This window comes from Mycoplasma sp. 246B (genome assembly GCF_054353935.1).
Genome location: NZ_JBTHHM010000002.1, coordinates 169606 through 190853 on the forward strand (window position 1 = coordinate 169606; position 21248 = coordinate 190853).

A 21248-nucleotide genomic window follows, 5' to 3' on the forward strand; every position below is an offset into this window, starting at 1 on the left:
CTCTCCTTATTAAGTTGCATCAGCACCAGCAACAATCTCGGTAATTTCTTGAGTAATTTTTCCTTGACGTTGTCTGTTGAACTCTAATCTAAGTTCTTTAATTAAATCTTCAGCATTATTGGTTGCATTTTCCATTGCATTTCGACGTGATGCCATTTCTGAAATTTTTGATTCACCTGATAAAGCATATATCATACTTGCAATATACATCGGAACTGAATCGGAAAGCACTTCTTCAGCAGAGGGTTCAAATTCAATAATTTGTGCATTATGTTGTTTTTGAATACTAAAATCTAGTGGAAAAAGTGTTTTTAATCGTGGTTCTTGATTAATATTATTGATAAATTTAGTATAAATTAATTTCACTTGCGAAACTAGTTTTTTACTATATAACTCGAATGCGATTTTAGTGATATCATTGCAAATTTTATATGTAATTTTATCTCCGTTATTAATGTAATATTTAATCATTTGTGCTTTAATTGTCGCAGAATTTATCATACTAAATCCTTTGGTACCAATTACAACAATTTTATCTTGTGGTTTAAGATTTTCATTTAACATTTTATATATATTAGAATTATATGAACCACATAAACCTAAATCACTTGTGATTACAATATATACGCTACCATCAATTCCTTCGTTTTTAGGAAAAATTTCATAAAATTGACGAGAACTAACATGTGAAATTAATTCATTGAAAGTATCTTCTAATGTTTCTTTATATGCTTGTATTCGGGTGTATTCATTGCGCAAACGTCTTAATTTGGAAGTTGAAACCAATTCCATCGCATTGGTAATTTTTTGAGTATTAGAAACTACTGAAATGCGATTTTTTAAGCTATTTAAACTCGGCATTATGCAACCTTATATTTTGATGGCATTTCTTTATACATACGACTATCATAGTTCGGAATAGTCGCAATGATACCTTCAATGATGCTTGCTAATTTTTTAGCAATTACTTGATAATCTGTTTCTGAAATTTTTCCACTTGCAGTGATGTTTTTAAATACTTGCATTCCTTCACTATCATTAGTAACTCAATTAATTACTTGATCACGGTATTCATGCATATAATCAAGAGGAAGCGGGTTGATAAGACGTTCTTTAACACCTAACAAAATAATCGCTTGTGTTTGTTGTTGAATAGGAAAGTATTGTTCTTGCTTCAAAAGTTGATATACCTTTGCTCCATGATCCAAAATAGTTTTAGTTGAATCATCTAAATCTGAACCAAATTGTGCAAAAGCTTGCATTTCATTGTATTGTGCAAGTTCTAATTTTAATGAACCTACAACTTGCTTTGTTGCCTTAGTTTGCGCTGCAGAACCTACCCGTGAAACACTAAAACCGATGTCAACTGCTGGACGCTGTCCGGCATTAAATAAACTTTCTTTGGTAAAAATTTGTCCGTCTGTAATTGAAATTACATTAGTAGGTATATAAGCACTAATATCACCTTGTTGTGTTTCAATAATTGGCAATGCAGTAATTGAACCACCACCATATTCAGAATTTAAACGAGCAGCACGTTCAAGTAGTTGTGAGTGTAGATAGAAAACATCACCAGGATAAGCTTCACGACCAGGTGGACGTCTTAAAAGTAATGATAAGGTACGATATGCAATGGCATGTTTTGATAAATCATCGTAAATAATTAAAACATCTTGTCCTTTACTCATTCATTCTTCAGCAATTGTAACTCCTGTATATGGAGCAATATATTGTTGTGGCGCAAGTTCTGAAGCACCTGCAACCACAATTGTGGTATATTCAAGTGCCTGTGAATCAGAAAGTTTTTGAACTATTTGAGCAACGGTAGAATTTTTTTGTCCAATTGCAACATAAACACATTTAACATTTTTACCTTTTTGATTAATAATAGTATCAATTGCAATGGCTGTTTTTCCGGTTTGACGATCTCCAATAATTAACTCACGTTGTCCTTTACCAATTGGTATCATTGTATCGATTGCTAAAATACCTGTTTCAAGTGGTTGATTAACTTCTTGACGTGACATTACACCTGATGCTCTTTTAAAAATTTCTGAACGGTGAGTTCCATCGATCTTACCTTTTCCATCAATTGGATTTCCTAAAGCATCGACTACACGACCCAAAAGAGCATCTCCTACTTCAACAGAGATAACTTTTCCGGTACGTTCAACATAATCACCTTCAGAAACTGAGTTAGCATTACCAAATAGTGCTACCCCGACGGTTTCTTCTTCTAAGTTTAATGCTAAACCATAGACACTTTTGTTAAAAATAACTATCTCGCTATTTTTAACCTTATCTAATCCGGTGACAACAGCAATTCCATCACCTACTGAAATTACACGTCCTATTTCAGAATAATCTACTTTAGATCCCATATTTTGAATGCGATCTTTAATAATTGCTGAAATATCATCTAATTTAATTGCCATTTACACCTCCTTTTCGTATTTTATAAGTTCATGTTTTAGTTTTTCTAAGTTGTTTTTGATATTCATTTCAACTGTTTCACTACGTGACACAATTTTTATCCCTGCAATTAAAGATGGATCAACATGATTGGTCATCTCAATGGTACGACGAGTTTTATTTTGAATTTTAGTTTTTATTTTTTCAAGTTGCTCATTTGTTAGTGGAAAAGCTGAAATAACATCAATAAAACGAATTCTTAATTCACGGTTTGAAAGTTTTAAATATTCGATAATGATTTTACGAATATATTTGGCAACCTTTCGCATTATTATAACTTTTAAAGCATTAATAATAATTCAATCAAAGTCCTTGAATGCTAAATCAACAGTTTTCAAACGTTCTTCTTCAGGAACAAACTCATCTTTAAAGAAATCAACAAACTCAGGATGTTTGCTAAAAATTTCTTTGACTGCTTCAAATTGGGTATGTAATTGTTGAAATTTATCTGCTTCATGAACTAAATCAAATATAGCTACAGAATAAGCTTGAATGTTCTTTTTAATTTGCATTATAAGTCTTCAACATCTTTATCTGTATTTAAAAATTGATTTACAATTTCATCTTGTGTTTGTTGACTAATTTCACGTCTAAGAATCTTTTGCGAAAGGTCTGTAGCTACTTCAACAATGTATTTTTTAGCATTTTGTTGAAATTCTTTTTGTTGTGCATTGATATCCAAAGCAGTTTCAGATAAAAGCCTTTTTGCTTCGGTTTGTGCTTTTATGGTATAAAATTCAGCAACTTTTTCAGCTTTTATTTTAGCATTTGTAATGATGTTATCTGCTTGTGTGTGGGCATTTTTAAGATTTTCATTTGCTTTATTAAGAGCTAAAATACTTGCTTCTTTTTGTCTTACAGATTCATCGATATTGTTTTGAACAAAATCTCTGCGTGCTTTCATCATTTTTTTAATGGGTTTATAAAAGAAAATTCAGAGAATAATAGCAACAATTATAAATGCAATAATAGTTGCAATCATAATTGGGATGCTAGGAAATAATCCTTCAAATTTTCCTGCTACAGCTTGTCCTACATCTGAACTTGACTCAAACTTTACTGCTGCAGCAACTGATGTAGTAATCATTTTCTAGACTACTTTACTTGCGAAAACGAATAAGATAATAATCGCAGTAACGAAAGCATAAATCGCAGCTGTTTCAGCAATACCAACACCGATAATTAACATAGTTCTTATTTTGCTTTCAGCCTCCGGATTACGTCCAACTGCTTCAGCTGCTTTACCAGCAGCATATCCTTGTCCAACTCCAGTACCAAGAACCCCGATTGCTGCTAATCCAGCACCAACTGCTACTAAACCTAAACCAATGTGTGTTCCTGCCTTAGATCCCATATCACTGGCAGAATTTGATATGGCTGTTTTTGCTGCAGCTGCAGCATTTGAAGCAGGTGCTGTAGTAGAGGTTGTTCCATCGGCTAATTTTGTAAGTAAATCTAAAATCATTTTATCTCCTTATTAATAAATCGATTGTATCTTTCTTTTGGTAAATTTCTTAAAGAATCTACTTTCAGAATTCTTTGTTTTTTTAGCTGGTTCTGTAGATTGCGATTCTATTGTTCAATATACAGCAGTCAGCATTGTGAAAATTAATGCCTGCAATATTCCATCAAATAAATCAAAGTACATATGTAGCAATGGTGTGAAATATATGGCAAAAATATTTTGAAATGCACTATTATCTGTGCCTAAAGCAACCTTAAATAAATATCCAAACATTGCATAAATTAAAACAATAATGGTTGATCCTCCAACTAAATTCCCATACATACGAGCACTTAAGGAAATAAGTGGGGAAAACTTACCAAAAATATCTCAAGGTGCTTTAATAATGGATCAATAATATCTTCAGCGACGGTATATAGTCCCTGAAAGAATAATTCCTAATCAAGTAGCAACTGCTAAGGTAATTGGAACACTAAATGCAGTTCCAATTGGTTCTAAACCGATAATTGAAACTCAGTTACCAACAAGTAAAAAAGTTGCTAAGGTAAAAATATAAAAACGCGAACCTGGTAGTTGATCACCAACTGTTTCTTGATACGAATTATCTATATATCCTAAATATCCTTCAGCAAGCTGAGTGATACCTTTAGGAGCTTGATCAGCACGTTGTTTGCGAACTTTGAAAAAGATAATTAATGAGAATATCGCGATAATTATCACTGTTACAATCAGTGAAAATAACTGAGGTAAATCAAACTTTCAAAGTCTTTGTTTAATTTCGTCCAATTTTGCCTCCTTTGTATTTTGAATAAATAAATGTTGCTATAATCACAAAAAAATTAAATCCTACGCTCCCAAAAAACACAAACATATTAATTGGTAGAGTAAATTCAGATAATCCAGTATATTTTTTTAATGCATATATTTTTAAATTAATATGATATATGCTTAAAATTACTGCAGTTAAATAAATAAAAAAGACAAACATCTTTAAAATATTTAAAAATATTAGTGATTTTCGTTTTTTTAATGGTATCATCCCGAAAATTCTTGTGATCATAAAAAGCAAATATGAGCTTAGCGCTCCAATCGCAAAACCAAAAAAACTACCTTTAAATCATATTGATAAGATACTAAAAATAACTGATAAAAACCCAAAAAGACTTCAAAATACTATTTCATAATCTCTTTGGAATTTATGCATTTTTCTCCTTGTTTTGCTGTTAGTTATTTTATACCTTTTTTAAAATAAAAACAAAAAAATTTTTATTTTTAATTTTAAATAGATAAAATAATTATATGAAACATCGTATTGAAAAAATGGTTGCTAATAATACTAATTATTCTCGTTTGATGATAAATAAAATGCTTAAAAAAGGTAAAATAAAGGTGAATGATATAGTTGTCTATAAAAGTTGTTATGTAAATGTTGATGATATCATCACAGTTGATAATCAGAACATTAATACAAAGTTGTTTTATTTAGCACTGAATAAGCCTAAAGGATATATTTGTGCAAATGCGGATGCTAAGTATCCAAGTGTTTTGCATCTTATTTCAGATTTATATAGGTTTGCCAAAAATATCCATACCGTAGGTAGACTTGATGTAGATACACACGGTTTGCTAATTATTACAAATGATGGTGCTTTTACTCATCGGGTGTTATCACCAAAAAACCATATTCAAAAAGTTTATTTAGTGCAAGTTGATAAAGAACTTGATGTATATATGATAGAAGTTTTTAAGCAAGGTATCGATATTGGTGAAGCAAAGGTATGTCAAAGTGCTAAACTAGAGATTATTGATCGATATAACTGCTATTTAACTATAAATGAGGGTAAATACCATCAAGTCAAAAGGATGTTTAATAAACTTGGTTACAATGTAATTGATTTAAAGAGAGTTGCTTTTGGTAAGTTTATATTGCCAGATGATTTATCACCAAGAGAATACATAAGCATTAATAAAGATCAAATAATTTAAAAATAACCCATTCTTGGGTTATTTTTAGTAAATTAAGCTGCTTGTTTAGCAGGTGTACTTGAAGCTTCGGATGATTGTCCTTGTGATTGTGCAGATGCTTGTGGTGTTACTGCCTGTGTATCAGTTGAAGTTGCTCCTTGTGGACTTGATCCTGATGCTTGTGAAGCTTGAGTTGTTGTGGAAGTTCCTTGCTCTGTATGTTGTTCAGAACCACTATTTTCTGTATGAGTGGCTGAAGCAGTTTGTCCTGATGATGTTTGTGAACTACCCGAACTAGATGCATCTGTTTGTCCTTGAGAAGTTGTAGTTCCAGTAGTCGATGAACTAGCTGTTGATGATGGATTTGTTGCAGTTTGTGCTGATTCGCTTGATTCACTTTGTCCAGGTTGTGCAGCAGGAGTATTACTTGTTTGGTTGTTTGAAGCAGTTGAACCACCTGAGTTTGGAACTTGTGCAGTGGTATTATGACTGTTGTCCTCCCCTGTTGAAGCAGATGCGTCAACTTCATTAGATTTTGGTGCAGTTTGGGTTTGTTGTTGACCTCCTGATTCACCATTACCAGAAAGTGTGTTTTTTGATTCAGTTGGAGTTTTAGGGTTATTTTCGGTGTTTTCGGTTTGTGGTGACTTTGTTTGCTCACCTTGTCCACTAGCATTATCTGGTGTTTTTGCACTTTGGTTATTTTCTGCTGGTAAACTAGGTTGATCACTTGGTGCTGTGTTTGCAGGAGGTGTTTGTTCTTTTGGTTTCTGTGATTCTATTTGAGCATCTACTTTTGTTTTTAATTCTGTCAATTTAGTTAAATTAGTAGCAGAATTTAGTTCATTGGTAAATTCTGTTTTTTTACTTTCATCTTTAACTTGTGCAATTAGTGTTTGCAATAATGTAGTAAATTTGATTTCTTGAACTACATCAAAAAGATTTTGTGCAGTTTGAGTATTAAGTTGACTAAGGAATTTTTCTTTATTAGGATTTTGATCGTTTCAAGTTAATAATTCATCTAAAGCAGAATTTTTTTGCTCATTTAAAGCGCTTTGCACATCTGAATTAATTTGCATCAACTTACTTTGATCAAAATTTCTTGATTTTTTCATTTGATCAAGTTCTTTTTTGTTTGTTTCATAATTTGCATAACCAGTTGGTTGTAATGATTTACCTAATTCCAGTAATTTTGCTGTTTGTTTTGCTAAGTCAAAGTTTGAAAGCAACATTTCAAAAACTTGGTTATATCCTAAGTTAGAATGCACTAAATTATCTTTATCTGCATCAAAGTATTTTGAAATACTTTGGTAGTAATCTAATTTAAATTGACTATCATCTTTTAAAGTATCTGAAACAACTGATAATGCTGCGATTAAGAATACTTTTGATAAATTATTTCGATTAACTAATGAAGCATAAGAATCAATAAGAGATTTGATACTATCAAGTGTTAATAAATTATCTACATTTTTATCACGAATTAATGCCATAATCTTGCTTCGATCAGAAGCAAATTGCAATTGGGCTATTTGTGGTTTTAAATATGCTCATACACTACTACGATACATATTATCATATGCAAGTTTATCAACTTGGAATTTTAATGTCATTACATTATCTAAATATGAATTAACAAAGACTTTGTCTTCTGTTTTATCTGATGCTAAGGCAGTCTTATATTTATTTGTACTATTTGTATCACTAAGAGTAGTATATGTGTTTTTAAGAATTGCTGCTTGATTCTTAGTGGTTACATCTTGAATAGATGCTAAAGCAGAAAGTATATCATTAATTTCTCTTAATATAATTTCTACATATTTAACTTTGTTTGCTATAACATCTGTATTTGCTGATGCATTAGTTTGATCTTCATCTGCTGACTGTGTTGCTTGAGTTGGTTGCTGATTTTGCTGATTTTGTGTGTTTTCAGAAGTAGTATTTGTTGCAGGTGATGTAGAGGTTTGAGAGTTTTTTTGTTCATTATTACCTTGTCCTGCCCCAGCATTATTTGTAGCAGGCGTACTTGTAGCACCTTGTTTATCTTTAGTTTCGGTACTTGCTGCACCAGATTCAGTCATGTCTGATGGTTGTTTTGCATTTTCTGGTTGAGTTTTGTCTGCATTTATCTGTTTTTGTGAATTATCACTAGTTGTTTCTTTTACTGCATCTTTTTTATCTGTTGAACCAGATGCTGCATTTGACCCTGCTGCTTGATCTTTTGTATTTTTAGTTGCATCAGTTTTGTTTTCAGTTGTTTTATTATTAGTTTTATCTTCTGATGAATTATGTTCATCTTTTGTAATAAATCCAGGTGTGCCTAATTTATTATAAAATAGCATATATTGAACTTTATCAATATTATGACGAATTGTGTATAAATCGGGTTCGTCTTCTAATTTTCCATCGACTGTTTTCTTATCAACTTTATTAACTTCATCAATTGCTGCTTGACCAAAAAGTTGTGCTAATTTTAAAAGGTATTCTTTTTGTGAATTTAAGAGTGCTTTTAAGGCTGCTGTTTGTGAAGTCGATTCGGTTGCTTGTGCAATTTGATATTGTAATTTAGCATAAGAACCAAAATTTACTATGGTTAAATCGTTTGCACTTGCTTTTGGAGCATTATTTTGTGATAATGATGCTTCATAAATTGTTGCAAGTTGAGTCAATCTACTTACAGCTGCTTGGATGCTAGATAAATTATCAGTGCTAATTTGTTTGATTCTATCAAACTCAACTTGCATCTTTGTTTTATCCGCATCGGATAGTTTATTAATTGATTCTTGTAATTGTGTCCTAATTTTGCTTTCAGTTTCTTTTAGTCTTAAAACTGATTGATATTTTGTTAGATTAACATAAGTAAAATTCTCTGGTAATTTTATCGCATTAGCAAAATTGGTTTTAAAATCATTTGATAAACCTGAATCATTTGCTTCTTTAATAATTTGGCCTTGATAAGTTTGCAATGATAAATGATATATTACTTTTTGATGTAAGTTTTTAAAGTCATTTATAGTTGTCTTTGAATCAGTTGATGTAAGTTTGTTTAATTCAGATGTATATAGGTTTTTAACTTTTTCATCTGTAATTTTATTAATATCATCGGTTAAGGATTGCTTTTGTGCATCAAAACTGTTTTGTAAAGTAGTAAATAATGCTTGTTGTTTTGCTAAGGTATTTGCATAAAGAGCATTAAATTGGGTTCTTACAAAACTTGGTTCATATGCATCTCCATCATACATTTTATATGTTGCATCAACTAAATCTATGCGACGGTATGCAACTAAATCTGCTTCATCAAAGTTTGCTAAACGTGAAGCGATCAATCCTGTATGAGTCGCTACAAATAAATCAATGTATTTAGACATTACATTATTGTATAAAGTATTGTAATCATCATCGTTGCTGATTGTTGGAATATTCAATGAATCTAATGAAAGTGAAGGTAAGTATTTTTTAATGAAGTTGGTTAAACCTGCTTTTTTAGCAGCTAATCTTTTTGCTTCAAAGTCAGCAAGTGATAATGATCTTAAATCATTTTCCATATGTGCTACGATAGAATTGAGTTCTTGTAAGTATGAAGCACCTGTTTTTTCATCAAAATCTGATCCTAATTTACTTTCAAAATCTGTAATTTGTGATTGATATGAACTCTTTTGATCGCTGGTAAAAGTAGTTGCTTCAGTTAATAATGCATGTGCATATGATAATAATGGATTAATCATTGATTCACTCAATGGTTGCACAAGTGCATTATATTTATTTTGATATTCTTTGTTTTTTGCACTATCTTTAATTTGTTTAACTACACTTAAAATTAAGTCAAGTTTTTGTTGATTCATAGACGCTTCTGATTTGCGTTTTTCTTCGATGTATTTTAATACATTAAGAAAATCATTGATTGATTCAGAATTTAAAATCATCGCACGAGCAGTATTCTTACTTGCTTGATCAAAAAGACTTTCAGTCATCTCAGTTGCTTCAAGTAAATATCTAGATTTTCAATATAAAACTTCTGCATCAGTTACATTAGATTTGGTTAAGGTATCTTTTTGTTGCATTTTAAGTTGTAATTTTTGTAAATCTAGTTTAAATTCAATAACTTTTTGATTAAAGTATGCTTGATTAGCATATTTTTGATTATTTAAATATTCACTTGATTTATTAAGGTTGAATTTAAAGTTAGCAAACTGTGTATCAATTGCAGTATTAATACGCGATAATACATCATCTAATGCTGATGAAGATGTAGTTAAAGCAGCAATTGTCACATCTTTTACTTTGGTTAAATTGTTTTCATTTGTTGATTTAAACTTAAGTACATCCAAATTGATAGTCTGTAACAATGCATCTAATAAAGTTGTTTTTCCTTCGATATTCAGCTTCTTATCATCAGCTTGTTTGGTAAAGTTTTCACTGTAAAACAATTTATCTAATAAATTAAGTGGTTGGTTGAATTTAGGAATAAAATTAGAAGTGTAAAGTCCTAATAATTTACCTTCGCTATAAATTCCATCTTTATGTAACAAACTTTCACTTAGGGTTTTAGAACTTTCAACTAACTGGTGTAATTTATCAACAACTGCTTTAGTTTCTTGTGCATCCTGATTTTTAACAGCACCAATTTGTGAGTTAATATTATCTAATTGAACCTTAATTTTAGCATCAAATTCAGCCTGAATAAAACCGTTAGCTTGCTTAAATAAATCTAATACTTTACGATATGAAGCATCAGAATATTGTAATGGGATTTTATGAAATTCTTCAACTAATAAATTACGATTAGCAACAGTTTGGATCTTTGGTACTACTGCTAAAAAATCATTAACTGCTTTTTCATACTTCGCTTGTGCTTCCTTGTTAGTTTTAACACCTGATGTAGCAACAGCAATTGTTAATGCTGCAGTAGCAGTTGCAGCAGCAAAAGCAACTATAAATGCTTGTTTTCCTACACGATGCTTTCTTTCTTTTTCACTGTGAGTATTTTTTTCACTCATATAAACTCCTATATAACTACCAATAAGGTATATTTAATATTTTAATATCTTAAATTATATTATTATATGTAAAAAAATACAATAAATAATCTGTGTTTTTAAATGTTGTGTTTTATCTGTTTTTGTATTTATATTTTTTGCGAAAATATGATTTTTATAAATTTGCAATTAGTAAATTTATAAAAATACCAAAAAATACAACTACTACTCTTTGATTACAGCATTATCGCCGTTTGAAACTAAAATACCTTTATCATTAAATGTGTCTGGCATTGCACCAAAAAGATTTGCGGGAAGGTTTGGATAATCTATAAATGGATTTCTAAATTGGTATTTTTTGAAAATTTCATTATTTCGGTTAATATCTACAGCATCAACTGGATCTTGCATATCTCACTTTAAAAGTGTATGTAAAAAATCATCTTTGATATAAGGAAAATTACTTATAAATAAATTATTAGATGCATCTGAATAAATATTTTTTTCATAATACATTAAAATAAAATATAACACACTACGAGCCACATCACCTTTAAATTTATCAATCACTTCAAACACCATTTGTCCTTTGTTATTTGTTCCAAGTTTTGACCCGTTCTTAAAGGTAAAAGTTACATTTTTTACTTCTCCAAAAGGAAAATTACCCCTTTTAGAGTTTACAAATGTATCTAATGGTCAAGTTACAAATGGATCGGGTTGCATCGGATCATCGCTTGAGTATCATTTTTCTGGTATTAAATGTCCACGCATTTGTGCAGTATTTTCAGATGATGAGTTAGCATTTTCTACAAAAGTTTGTTTTGAAGCAAAATTAGTTTTATCTGGTTGGGCTGTAAAAATATCTAAAATACTTTTATCTTTTTTATAATATAAATCTTTATATGCATTAGATTCATTATAAAAAGTTTTTAATGCTTCATATATAACTGAACCGTGTAAAATACCAGCCCGAATTCCGTGATGATGCATTTCTAATGCTCTTCATAAATCCATACCTTTTTTACCATCTGCAGATGCATAATAATTAGATGGTTTATAAACTAAATTACTTGTATCCGTCAAATTAATTGGACTTCTATCTTCTTCTGTTGTCACTGGGTTTGTTTTAGAACCTGGATTTGTTGTTTTATCAGCAGATTGTCCTGATGTAGTAGTTTGATTATCGTCTTTATCACCAGACTTTTTATCCACCTTACTCGGATGTGATGCACAACTGGTTGCTATTGCAGCTGCAGCAGGGATAAAAAATGATAATGATAATAATTTCTTATTAAATTTCATATACTTCCTTTATGAATTTAGTATCTCGGATGAACCATTTGATACTAAAATTCCTTTGTTTATAAATGGTTTAGGATTTTTTGAAAATAAATTTTCAAAAAGGTTGGGATAATCGATAAATGGATTTCTTAATCCATAAACTCGATATGTTTCGTTATTTCGATTGATATCAAAAGCATCAACAGGGTCTTTAGTATCTCAATTTAAATAAGTTTGTAAAAAGTGCGCTTTAATATTAGGAAATGTTTGAGTGAATATATTAGTTTCTTTATGATAAATACCGTTATCATGGTAAATTGTAATAAAATATAAATAACTTCGCGCTACATCACCTTTAAAAGTATCAATTACTTCAAAAACTTTTTGACCTAGAATGTTTGTCCCTAATTTTGAACCATTTTCAGTTGTTAATTCTACATTTTTTACATTATCATGTGGAAAATCAGCACGCTCTGAATTTACTTTGATATCAGTTGGTCATACAAAATTCGGATCAGAACGCATTGGTAGGTTTTTATTAAACCAACTTTGTGGAATTAAATGCTCACGATTTGTACCTTTTCCTTCGGTATTAGCAGAGTCTCCACCTTGATAACTTTTATATTCATAAGGATCTTTACCGTTTGGATTTTCTGAATAAATATCCAATAAAGAATTATCTTTTTCATAATATAAATCTATGAATGCTTTTGAATCCTTATAAAATTCAGGTAGTTTTTTATATGAATCTTTATTTTGTAATTCATTTAAATGTGTTTTTTGCAGCTTGCTTAGGGCTTCTCAAAGTGCTTTTCCACTTTTTCCATTTGCTGCTTGATAATAATTATCTGATTTATATTTTAAATTTGATATATCAACTGGATTTGGGATTTGGATATTAATTTCTTGTTTTGGTTGTATCTGAACTGGTGTTGAATCTGCTTGTGTAGTTTGTTTTTGCACTTCAAAAACTATAGAAAAAGTATTATCTGAAAGTAATGTAACTTTTCCTTTGGAAATTTTAGCAACTTTAAAAAATAATTTAAATTGATTATTTTCAGCTGTATATCTTAAATAATCATTTGGTTTTTCGTTATTTTCTTGCTTTGGTTGTTGATCATTTACCATATTATATGTTTTATCTATATTGACATCAAAAATATTCCTTAAACTACGATCCCCAAGGTTTTTTCAGTTTAATGACTCATCTTTATTAAGTTTGATAATTTTCTTATTTTTCCAATCATAAACAATTTTTAAATCACTCGTAGCAACTTCATTTAATAAATCTTGCTTAAGCAATGAAACCATATCTAAATGACTTGAAACAAAGTTATCTAATTCATTACCACTAAAATTTCCTGATTCAGATTGGATCTTAGGAATCTTATTTTCTGTCTTTGGTTGCTGTTTATTCATGGGATTTTGAGGGGTTTGTTGTTTTTGGCCTCCTGATTCCTTAGGGATGCTTATTTCAGATGGTTTTTGTGAATTTTTGTCTGTTTTTTCTTGTGTAGAATTACTTTGACTATTGCAACTTGTTGCTATTAGGGTAGTAACTGACACAATAGTTAAAAAAGGTAATAAAAATTTCTTCATAATTCTCCTTATTACATCTTAATTATAAACTTTTATAAGCAGATGTGATTGTTTTGATTAATTATCCATATTATTTCGCATTTTAGTTAAATAATATAGACCGATTAATGCAGAATCATCACCGTGTTGATCAAAGATAAGTTTGACATCTTTAAAATGATTAGGATCACTAATTAATTTTGCTTTTTCAAATGCATCTGTTACAAAATCTTTTTGAGCAAGTGCTAAACTTCCACCAACATAAAAATCATGTGGAGCCAACAAAGCAGCACAAGTAGCAAAAATATTAGTTAATACATCAGACGCTTCTTTAATTAAATTCATGGCTTTAGCATCGTTATTTTTAGCTAATTCAAACACCTCTTTTGCTGAATTTGCTATTAATAATGCTTTTGCCTTGGTTTCAATACCACTACCTGAACAATGTAACTCTAATGCATAAGGATTTTTAAGACGATGTTCTTGATAAAAACCGATTTTGCTTGCAGGTAGTTGGGCAATTTCTTGTGCATAATAATCACGTCCATGATAAATTTTATTATCTATAATCAGTCCTGCACCAAAACCTGTACTGATAGTAAAAAATTGACTTATTTTATCTGAATTAAATCCGTTTGCTTTTACATGATTTGCTAAGGCCATAACATTTGCATCATTTTCAAAAACAATATCAGAAAGTGTGCGTGTTTGCATAAGATAACTTCTTACATCAAAATTTACTCAACTACCTGCTAAGTTAGGACTCTTTAAAACAATACCATTTTGATAATCAGATGGTCCCGGAATGCATAAAGCAAGATATTTAATTTCATATTTTTTGATTTGTTCGATTATTCAATCACAAGTTTTTTCTGCTGATAGATAATCAGTTTGTGTTTTGCTCTTTTTGATAATGTTTCCATATTTATCAAATACAGCAAAGCGAGTATTGGTTCCGCCAATATCAACAGCAGCATATTCAGAATTTTGTAAATGTTCTTTCATATTTTAATTTTACTTCATTTATTTTAGATATTTAAAAGTTTCTTTTAAATATCATAAAATTCTTTATTTGCTTAAAAATATGTGAAAAACTGCATTGTAAATTAATAGTGTTCATAAGAAAAATAAATAAAATAAAAATTATGTTATTATTCTTTTGTGCTATAATTTATAAGCAATTAACGAATTGCCCAGGTGGCGGAATGGTAGACGCAAGGGACTTAAAATCCCTCGGTCGCAAGACCGTGCTGGTTCAAGTCCAGTCTTGGGCACCAGGATTGTGCGTCCTTAGCTCAGCAGGTAGAGCAAATGGCTTTTAACCATTGGGTCAGAGGTTCGAATCCTCTAGGACGTACCATTTCAAGTAATTGACCAAAGGCCTTTGGTCTTTTTTTATACAAAAATATGTCTAAACCTATATTCTAGACTTAAACATATTTATTTAGATGCGATAATATTATTTTTTTAATTTTAGGTATACTTTCAAATCATTGTTCATCAATGAATATATATGAATATTTAATATGTTTTAAAAGACGTTTTAAAAGTCTACCAACCTTTTGCTGATCTAAATAATTTTTATTTATTAAGTTCATAAATTCAGTATTTATTAGTTCGTTTTGTCTTTTTTGACTTTGCTGTATATCTTTACTATTAATAACATTCAAACGGTTATTTTTAATAAATTCTGGATTTTTAAGAATAATAAAAGCTAAAGTTGTTTTGGGTTGTGAATTTAGAATAAAATTCATCAGTGGTTTATACCATATGTATCATAAAAATTTTTGTTTTTGGTTAAAAAACTGCATTTTTTCAAGCACATTATGAGCAATAAGTTCTTCAATTAAATGTCGATCAATTACAGAACAATCATATTTTTGCATCATCTGCTGTTGTCTAAGTCGATCAGTAAAAAAAGTTCATTGATATTTAAAAGCATTATCTTTTAAATCTTTTAAACATTCATTATATGGTTTTATTATTTTACTGCGATCATTTAGAATTTTAAAATTATTAGGAATTCAAAAATCATCTAATTTTGCTATTAAAGTTGATTTTCCTGAAGCCCCCATACCGATAAATGCTATTGAAAGTTGCTTGTTTTTACTGATAAAAAATAAATATAAATAAATAATTTGATATATTAAAATTAAAAGTATTTTTGATATATCTACTATTTTTAAAGAATAAAAAATAATTGCAAAAATACTAGATAAAAATGTTAATATATATGAAAATCTGATTCCAAAAATTAACATCAAAATAAAGACAATATAAATGCTTTCTGATATACTAAAAATTACTTTCGATGCTGTATCATAGGTAAAAAAGTAATTTTTTAAAGTATCTTTAAGTCAAAAACCTAAAAAATAAGTTAAATTAAAAATAAGAATAAATAAAATTATTAAAAATAAAATAGAAATAATATTTAACCGATAATATATAAATTTATTTCCTTTATTAGTTTTATTCCATCTTATTAATTGTTTTAACATTGATAAAGTTAGAATAATAAAAGTTATTAAAGTAGTAAATAAGTTAATATAATTTTTATAAATTAAATGGAAAATACAATTAATAACAAAATAAATAATAAAGTATATAAACGATAAAATATTCCTTTTAGCACTATTATATAGTGCTAAAAGATAAATGATACTACTTAGAGCATAAATTATTAAAATAATTAATTCATAACTGTTATTATATATTTGTATTTGTTTTAATATGATATTATATAGCATTAAAAACACTATAATTGGATAAAAAAACAAAATGATTCATAAATGTCTTTTCAACATAATAAAATTATAATAGTTTTAAAAAGTTGTATAAATAAAAGCAAGTTAATTTGCTTTTACCAGTTTATAATGCTCATTCGATATTTCTTCAAGTAGTTGGTTATCAATCATTTTATCGATTACTGATTTTATTTTATTTTTAGTGTTCACAGTTAATGCTTTATTGTTAGTTCGTGAAAGAATTTCAGTGCTAATACCTTTAAAATCAAACACATTAGCATATTTAAATAGTGTCAAAATTAAATGTTGAAGTTCACTATTATGAATTTCATTTATCGGTCTGCGTTCATCATCTTCATCTGATTGTCTAAAGATGAATTTAAAATTTTCTGAATCAGGATAAACAAATTCATCAGAATCTAAAATCAAATTATATCTATTTATTATAGACTGAGCAAAATCCTTTACTTTATTTGTTGTAGAATTTTCTTCTAATAAAATTTTTACGAAGGCAAGGAATTTATTGAATGTTAATGCTCCTGATTTTTCAAAAATTTTTAGCAATATTTCCTTACATTTTAATTTATTTCTCAAGCTAGAATGTAAATTAAATTCTACTTTATAGTGTCTTGCACTTTTTTGTATTGGTCAATATTTTTCAAAAATTTCAACATTAGGAATTTTATTTTCTTTTAAATATGTATTTACTAATGATTCTTGATGGACATTATTTGCTATTTTAGGTATACCTGTTTCTTGTTGCGATTGATTTGTTTTTGACATTTCTAATTCTTTTAATTTATTTAATATTTTTTGAACTTCACGATCCGGATTATTAAATCAATCAGTAGACCAGATGCGATGGATTATCCAACCACGTGTTTCTAAGACTTGTTGCCTTAAGCGATCTCTATCACGAGTTGATTTAGAAGAATGATATAAAGCCCCATCACATTCTATACCTAAAATAAACTTGTTTGTTTTAGGATTTACAATTCCTAAATCAATTCGATACCCTGAAACTCCGACTTGGGTGCGAACCATCAAGCCTTGCATTATTAGTTTATCATATACTTGTTTTTCAAAACCAGAATCAAAATGTATACTTACATCACCATTATTACTATCGTTATCACTTAGATTAGAAATACCAAATTCTGCATTTTTAATAAATTGCTCTAAGATTTTTATCCCACGACTTTCACTACGGAATCAGTCTATTTGCGAACTTGTGAAATTAGAAATTATATGCATTCCAATTTTAGAACGAGTTATTGCAACATTTAAACGTTTATAACCTGAATTACTTCGATTTATTGCACCAAAACTTGTTCCAAAACGATCCTTTGAAATTCTTTTTGCTTCAATTATGAAGATAACAATATCTCTTTCATCTCCTTGAACTCCATCAATGCTTTTAACAAAAAATGGTTCATCTTTATTTTTTTCAAAGAAATAAGCTAATTCAGGATTGCTTTCTCTAAATTTTTCAATTTCTCTTTCAACTTTATCTAAGATATTAACATTAAATACAACAATACCTACAGAATACTTATCTCTATGAGTTTCAATAATATCTTTAAGAAGTTTTTTAGTTTCTTCAATTAATACAAAAATATCTTCTTTTTTATTAAAAGTATCATTTTCTGCATAAATAAAGTTTAATCCCTCAAATTTTTTAGGGTTTCTTGAGTTAGGAAAGGTTATTAAATCTCTATAAATCATTTGATTTGATGTATGAATTAGTTCTTCGAATTTTGAACGGTAATGTCATTTTAGTCTTATCGAATCATATCTAGAAGCAACAAAATCAAGTAACGAGTCGTAACCAGATGAAATATCTTCACTTTCTTCATCAATATAAGTTTCGGATATGAGTTGTTTTTCAAAGAAGTCGGAAGCAGGCATTTGTTCTTGATCACCAACTATTATAGCTTGTTTAGCACGAAAAAGTGAACAAATTGCTTTTTCAGGTTTTATTTGAGAAGCTTCATCAAAAATCACTGTATCAAATTCAAAATCAATATCTTTAAATAAATTTGATACCATTAAGGGTGATAATAATAAACAGGGTTTTACATCTAATATAAAGTTATATGCTTTTTCAAAGATTTTCTTAAAAGGTAAAAAATTTCTCTTCTTTTGACTTTCTGCTTTAATTATTCTATATTCAGGGTTATTTCTAGATAAACTGAGTTTATAACTTAAATATTCATCATTTTTTTGTTTAACTTTTTGCTTTGAAAATGAAAGACATTCGATTTCTTTTTCACGTAATATATCAAGGTGTGTAGATAGAAATTGTGCTTGATTTGTTTTTACTTCATTTCATAATATACTTTGAATCAATATTTGATAATTTTTGCGTAAATAAATTTCTTGAAAATAATTTGTTATTTTGTTATTAATAATTGCATTTACAAATGAATCTAAGTTTATATATTTAAGTTCACTTATAGCTCAATTTAATTCAATATATGGTTCCAATGTATCATAAAAATTTTTTTGTAATGTTTGTATTTTTGATATTAATTGTTGGTAATCATAATTTGCATAATCAATTTGTTTTTTATCAAAAAATGAGATAAAGAGGTTCCAATTTGAATAAAATTTTTCAAAATCATTAATCATCTGATTAATATATGATAGGTTAGTCAAAAAAGAAATATAACCATTACTTTCTGTATCATTAAATTCAATAATTTTATCAAAGACATCAATTAATTCATTTAGTTTGTCAACATCATCTATAACAGATACACCTAACTTATTTCAAATTTCTTTTATATCTAAATTATTTTTTAAATATTGTGCAACCTTTTTGTATAAATTTGAAATCCCTTTATCTTGCTTAGATAAAACTTTAAACGATGACTTTTTAAGTAATTTTTTAGCGTATTTTCATGCTGATGAAAATATTCTAGTTCATGAGTTTTCTATGCTAGGTATTTTACTATTAATTTCTTGTATCTTAATTTGTTGTATTACATTAACATCAACAAAATGCTCAATAAATTCATCTAATAACTTGTTATTTTCACTTTTCTTATTAAATATGGTTTTTAAATTATCATTAATTTGTATAAATTCTGCATAGTTTGCAAATTTATATAATTGAATGTTATATTTTGTATATAAATTAAGTTGCATAAATATTTTTTGAAAATTGTTAATAAAAATATTTGAAGGTTTTAATAAAATATTATTAAAATATTCATTAATATTAGCAAAATTATTAATAAGGTTTCAAATACTCTCTTTTAATGACTGATATATTTGTTGGTTTTTTTGATTTATATTTAAACCATATCATACCGATGCTTGCATATCAAAATTTAATTCTTTATATGCTTTATAAAAACTATCTATTTTTTCAAGAATATTCTCATGTTCATTAAGTGACAATTCTGAGAAATTTCCTGTATAAAATTCTATATCAGGATAGTTTTCTAACTTATAATATTCAGAAATATATTCATATAAATTTAAGTTTTGTGGTTTTCTTTTTTTAATAAGTATTTCACCATATGCATCTAAAATGTCTTTGCTATTATTATGTTTTGCTAATAATGCATCAGTTTTTTCACTATCTAATTCATAAAATTTTGAATCTTCTATCGATGTTATTATATCATTAAGTATTTTCCTTTTATCAAGATCGCCATCGTGAATTGCAACTACATATTTTTCTAAACCTATTTTTTTAAGATTATTAAATACAACCTGCAATGCTGTATTCTTTTCTGCTACAAATAGTACTTTTTTATTTCTTGCAATTAACTCAGTAATAATGTTAGTAATTGTTTGTGATTTTCCCGTCCCAGGAGGTCCTTGTAAAACAAATGATTTACCTTTAATAGCATTTTGAATTGCTATTTCTTGAGATGAATCTGCATCTAGTCCACGATATTCTGTATTAACATCAATATGTGAATTAATGTTGTCAGAATTAATGGAACTAATATCATAATTACTTAAATCTCCTTTACCTTGAAATCCTTTGTAGAAATTGCTTTCAATAATTTTTTGACTATTCTTTTGGATATCTTCATATATAACAATCTTAGTGAAATCAAATGTAGAAATATAGCAATAATCAATAATTTTTCATCTTGTATCGTTAGGATATGAATTCAATATTTTAGAACTGAGTTCTTGGTATTGGGTATATAAATCTAAATTCTCATCAAGATTTCACTCCACAAAGATACCAAAATCTTCTTTCAATTTTAATAAAAGTGATTCATTTATTATTACATTACTTGTGTCTGTAAATTCAATCTTTAAGATATTTTCTTGTTTTTTTAATGTAATTGGAATAAATAAAAGCGGTGAATAATGGAATACATCAGAGTTTGAATCTTCATATCATTTTAATAACCCAATAGTAAAATAAAGAATATCAATAGAATATTCGTTTTTAAAGGTTTCGACTTTTTTATAAATGTTTTTTAATCTTGCATCAATTTCTTCGGTTTCTGAATTTGTATAAAAAATATTCGACTTAGTGTTATATTGTATTTGTGAAGATTCGTCAATTGTTTTTATTTTGAATACTTTATTTTCTGTGTTTTGAAAAATGGATAAAATTTCTTGAAAGGTCGGATTAATAATTTGAATTTGTTGTTTATTTTTAGTTTTAAAATTTGTGCTTTCACCTAGTGGATCAACTTTAAAAGTTATTGCGTTATTTCTGTTCGATAAATCCAATAATTTTTGTTTTCATTTCCTAAGATTAACATCAATATTAGTTTGATTTTTCATAAA

The 21248-nt window shown here is 28.2% G+C and carries 14 protein-coding genes and 2 tRNA genes; 3 read left to right on the plus strand and 13 right to left on the minus strand.

Annotated features, from left to right (window positions below; translation table 4 throughout):
* Nucleotides 1-9: 9 nt before the first annotated feature.
* From atpG to ACXYRR_RS01770, 7 genes are read right to left on the minus strand one after another with little or no spacing between them, the layout of a single operon-like run.
* Nucleotides 10-861, minus strand: a complete 852-nt coding sequence (gene atpG, locus ACXYRR_RS01740) for an ATP synthase F1 subunit gamma (protein WP_458597526.1) — start codon at nucleotides 859-861, stop codon at nucleotides 10-12.
* Nucleotides 861-2435, minus strand: a complete 1575-nt coding sequence (gene atpA / locus ACXYRR_RS01745) for a F0F1 ATP synthase subunit alpha (protein WP_458597527.1) — start codon at nucleotides 2433-2435, stop codon at nucleotides 861-863. Before atpA ends, atpG begins: the two co-directional genes overlap by 1 nt.
* Nucleotides 2436-2984: an ATP synthase F1 subunit delta gene (gene atpH / locus ACXYRR_RS01750; RefSeq protein ID WP_435129330.1), complete on the minus strand. Its 549-nt coding sequence runs from the start codon at nucleotides 2982-2984 to the stop codon at nucleotides 2436-2438.
* Entirely contained in the window at nucleotides 2984-3559 is a 576-nt protein-coding gene (gene atpF / locus ACXYRR_RS01755) for a F0F1 ATP synthase subunit B (RefSeq protein ID WP_458597528.1), read from the minus strand. Before atpF ends, atpH begins: the two co-directional genes overlap by 1 nt.
* 3 nt (nucleotides 3560-3562) lie before the next feature.
* Nucleotides 3563-3937, minus strand: a complete 375-nt coding sequence (atpE, locus tag ACXYRR_RS01760) for an ATP synthase F0 subunit C (RefSeq protein ID WP_458597529.1) — start codon at nucleotides 3935-3937, stop codon at nucleotides 3563-3565.
* Between the two features lie 12 nt (nucleotides 3938-3949).
* Nucleotides 3950-4723, minus strand: a complete 774-nt coding sequence (locus tag ACXYRR_RS01765; RefSeq protein WP_458597530.1) for a F0F1 ATP synthase subunit A — start codon at nucleotides 4721-4723, stop codon at nucleotides 3950-3952.
* A complete protein-coding gene (locus ACXYRR_RS01770) occupies nucleotides 4710-5141 on the minus strand; it encodes a hypothetical protein (protein WP_458597531.1) in 432 nt (143 codons plus the stop codon). Before ACXYRR_RS01770 ends, ACXYRR_RS01765 begins: the two co-directional genes overlap by 14 nt.
* Before the next feature lie 95 nt (nucleotides 5142-5236).
* Here ACXYRR_RS01770 and ACXYRR_RS01775 point away from each other — a divergent pair, with 95 nt between their 5' ends.
* A complete protein-coding gene (locus ACXYRR_RS01775; protein ID WP_458597532.1) occupies nucleotides 5237-5923 on the plus strand; it encodes a pseudouridine synthase in 687 nt (228 codons plus the stop codon).
* A gap of 32 nt (nucleotides 5924-5955) precedes the next feature.
* On the opposite strand, the gene ACXYRR_RS01780 is transcribed toward ACXYRR_RS01775, so the two are convergent.
* The 4 genes from ACXYRR_RS01780 to ACXYRR_RS01795 all read right to left on the minus strand — a co-directional run bounded on the left by ACXYRR_RS01780 (nucleotide 5956) and on the right by ACXYRR_RS01795 (nucleotide 14742).
* Nucleotides 5956-10899 carry a hypothetical protein gene (locus ACXYRR_RS01780; protein WP_458597533.1) on the minus strand — a complete coding sequence of 1648 codons (4944 nt, stop codon included), beginning with the start codon at nucleotides 10897-10899 and terminating at the stop codon, nucleotides 5956-5958.
* A 204-nt stretch (nucleotides 10900-11103) separates the two neighbouring features.
* The gene (locus tag ACXYRR_RS01785; RefSeq protein ID WP_458597534.1) at nucleotides 11104-12180 is read right to left on the minus strand and encodes an endonuclease; all 1077 of its coding nucleotides are present in this window, start codon (nucleotides 12178-12180) and stop codon (nucleotides 11104-11106) included.
* Nucleotides 12181-12189: 9 nt separating this feature from the next.
* Nucleotides 12190-13758 (minus strand): endonuclease, encoded by a 1569-nt coding sequence (locus tag ACXYRR_RS01790; RefSeq protein ID WP_458597535.1) that lies wholly within the window; start codon nucleotides 13756-13758, stop codon nucleotides 12190-12192.
* Between the two features lie 57 nt (nucleotides 13759-13815).
* Entirely contained in the window at nucleotides 13816-14742 is a 927-nt protein-coding gene (locus tag ACXYRR_RS01795; RefSeq protein WP_458597536.1) for an ROK family protein, read from the minus strand.
* A gap of 186 nt (nucleotides 14743-14928) precedes the next feature.
* Here ACXYRR_RS01795 and ACXYRR_RS01800 point away from each other — a divergent pair.
* Nucleotides 14929-15014: transfer RNA gene (locus ACXYRR_RS01800), tRNA-Leu, on the plus strand.
* A 7-nt stretch (nucleotides 15015-15021) separates the two neighbouring features.
* A tRNA-Lys gene (locus ACXYRR_RS01805) sits at nucleotides 15022-15097 on the plus strand.
* Between the two features lie 70 nt (nucleotides 15098-15167).
* On the opposite strand, the gene ACXYRR_RS01810 is transcribed toward ACXYRR_RS01805, so the two are convergent.
* Together ACXYRR_RS01810 and ACXYRR_RS01815 are read right to left on the minus strand one after the other, a co-directional pair.
* Nucleotides 15168-16235, minus strand: a complete 1068-nt coding sequence (locus tag ACXYRR_RS01810; protein WP_458597537.1) for a hypothetical protein — start codon at nucleotides 16233-16235, stop codon at nucleotides 15168-15170.
* Nucleotides 16236-16586: 351 nt separating this feature from the next.
* Nucleotides 16587-21245: a DUF4011 domain-containing protein gene (locus ACXYRR_RS01815; protein ID WP_458597538.1), complete on the minus strand. Its 4659-nt coding sequence runs from the start codon at nucleotides 21243-21245 to the stop codon at nucleotides 16587-16589.
* Nucleotides 21246-21248: the final 3 nt, after the last annotated feature.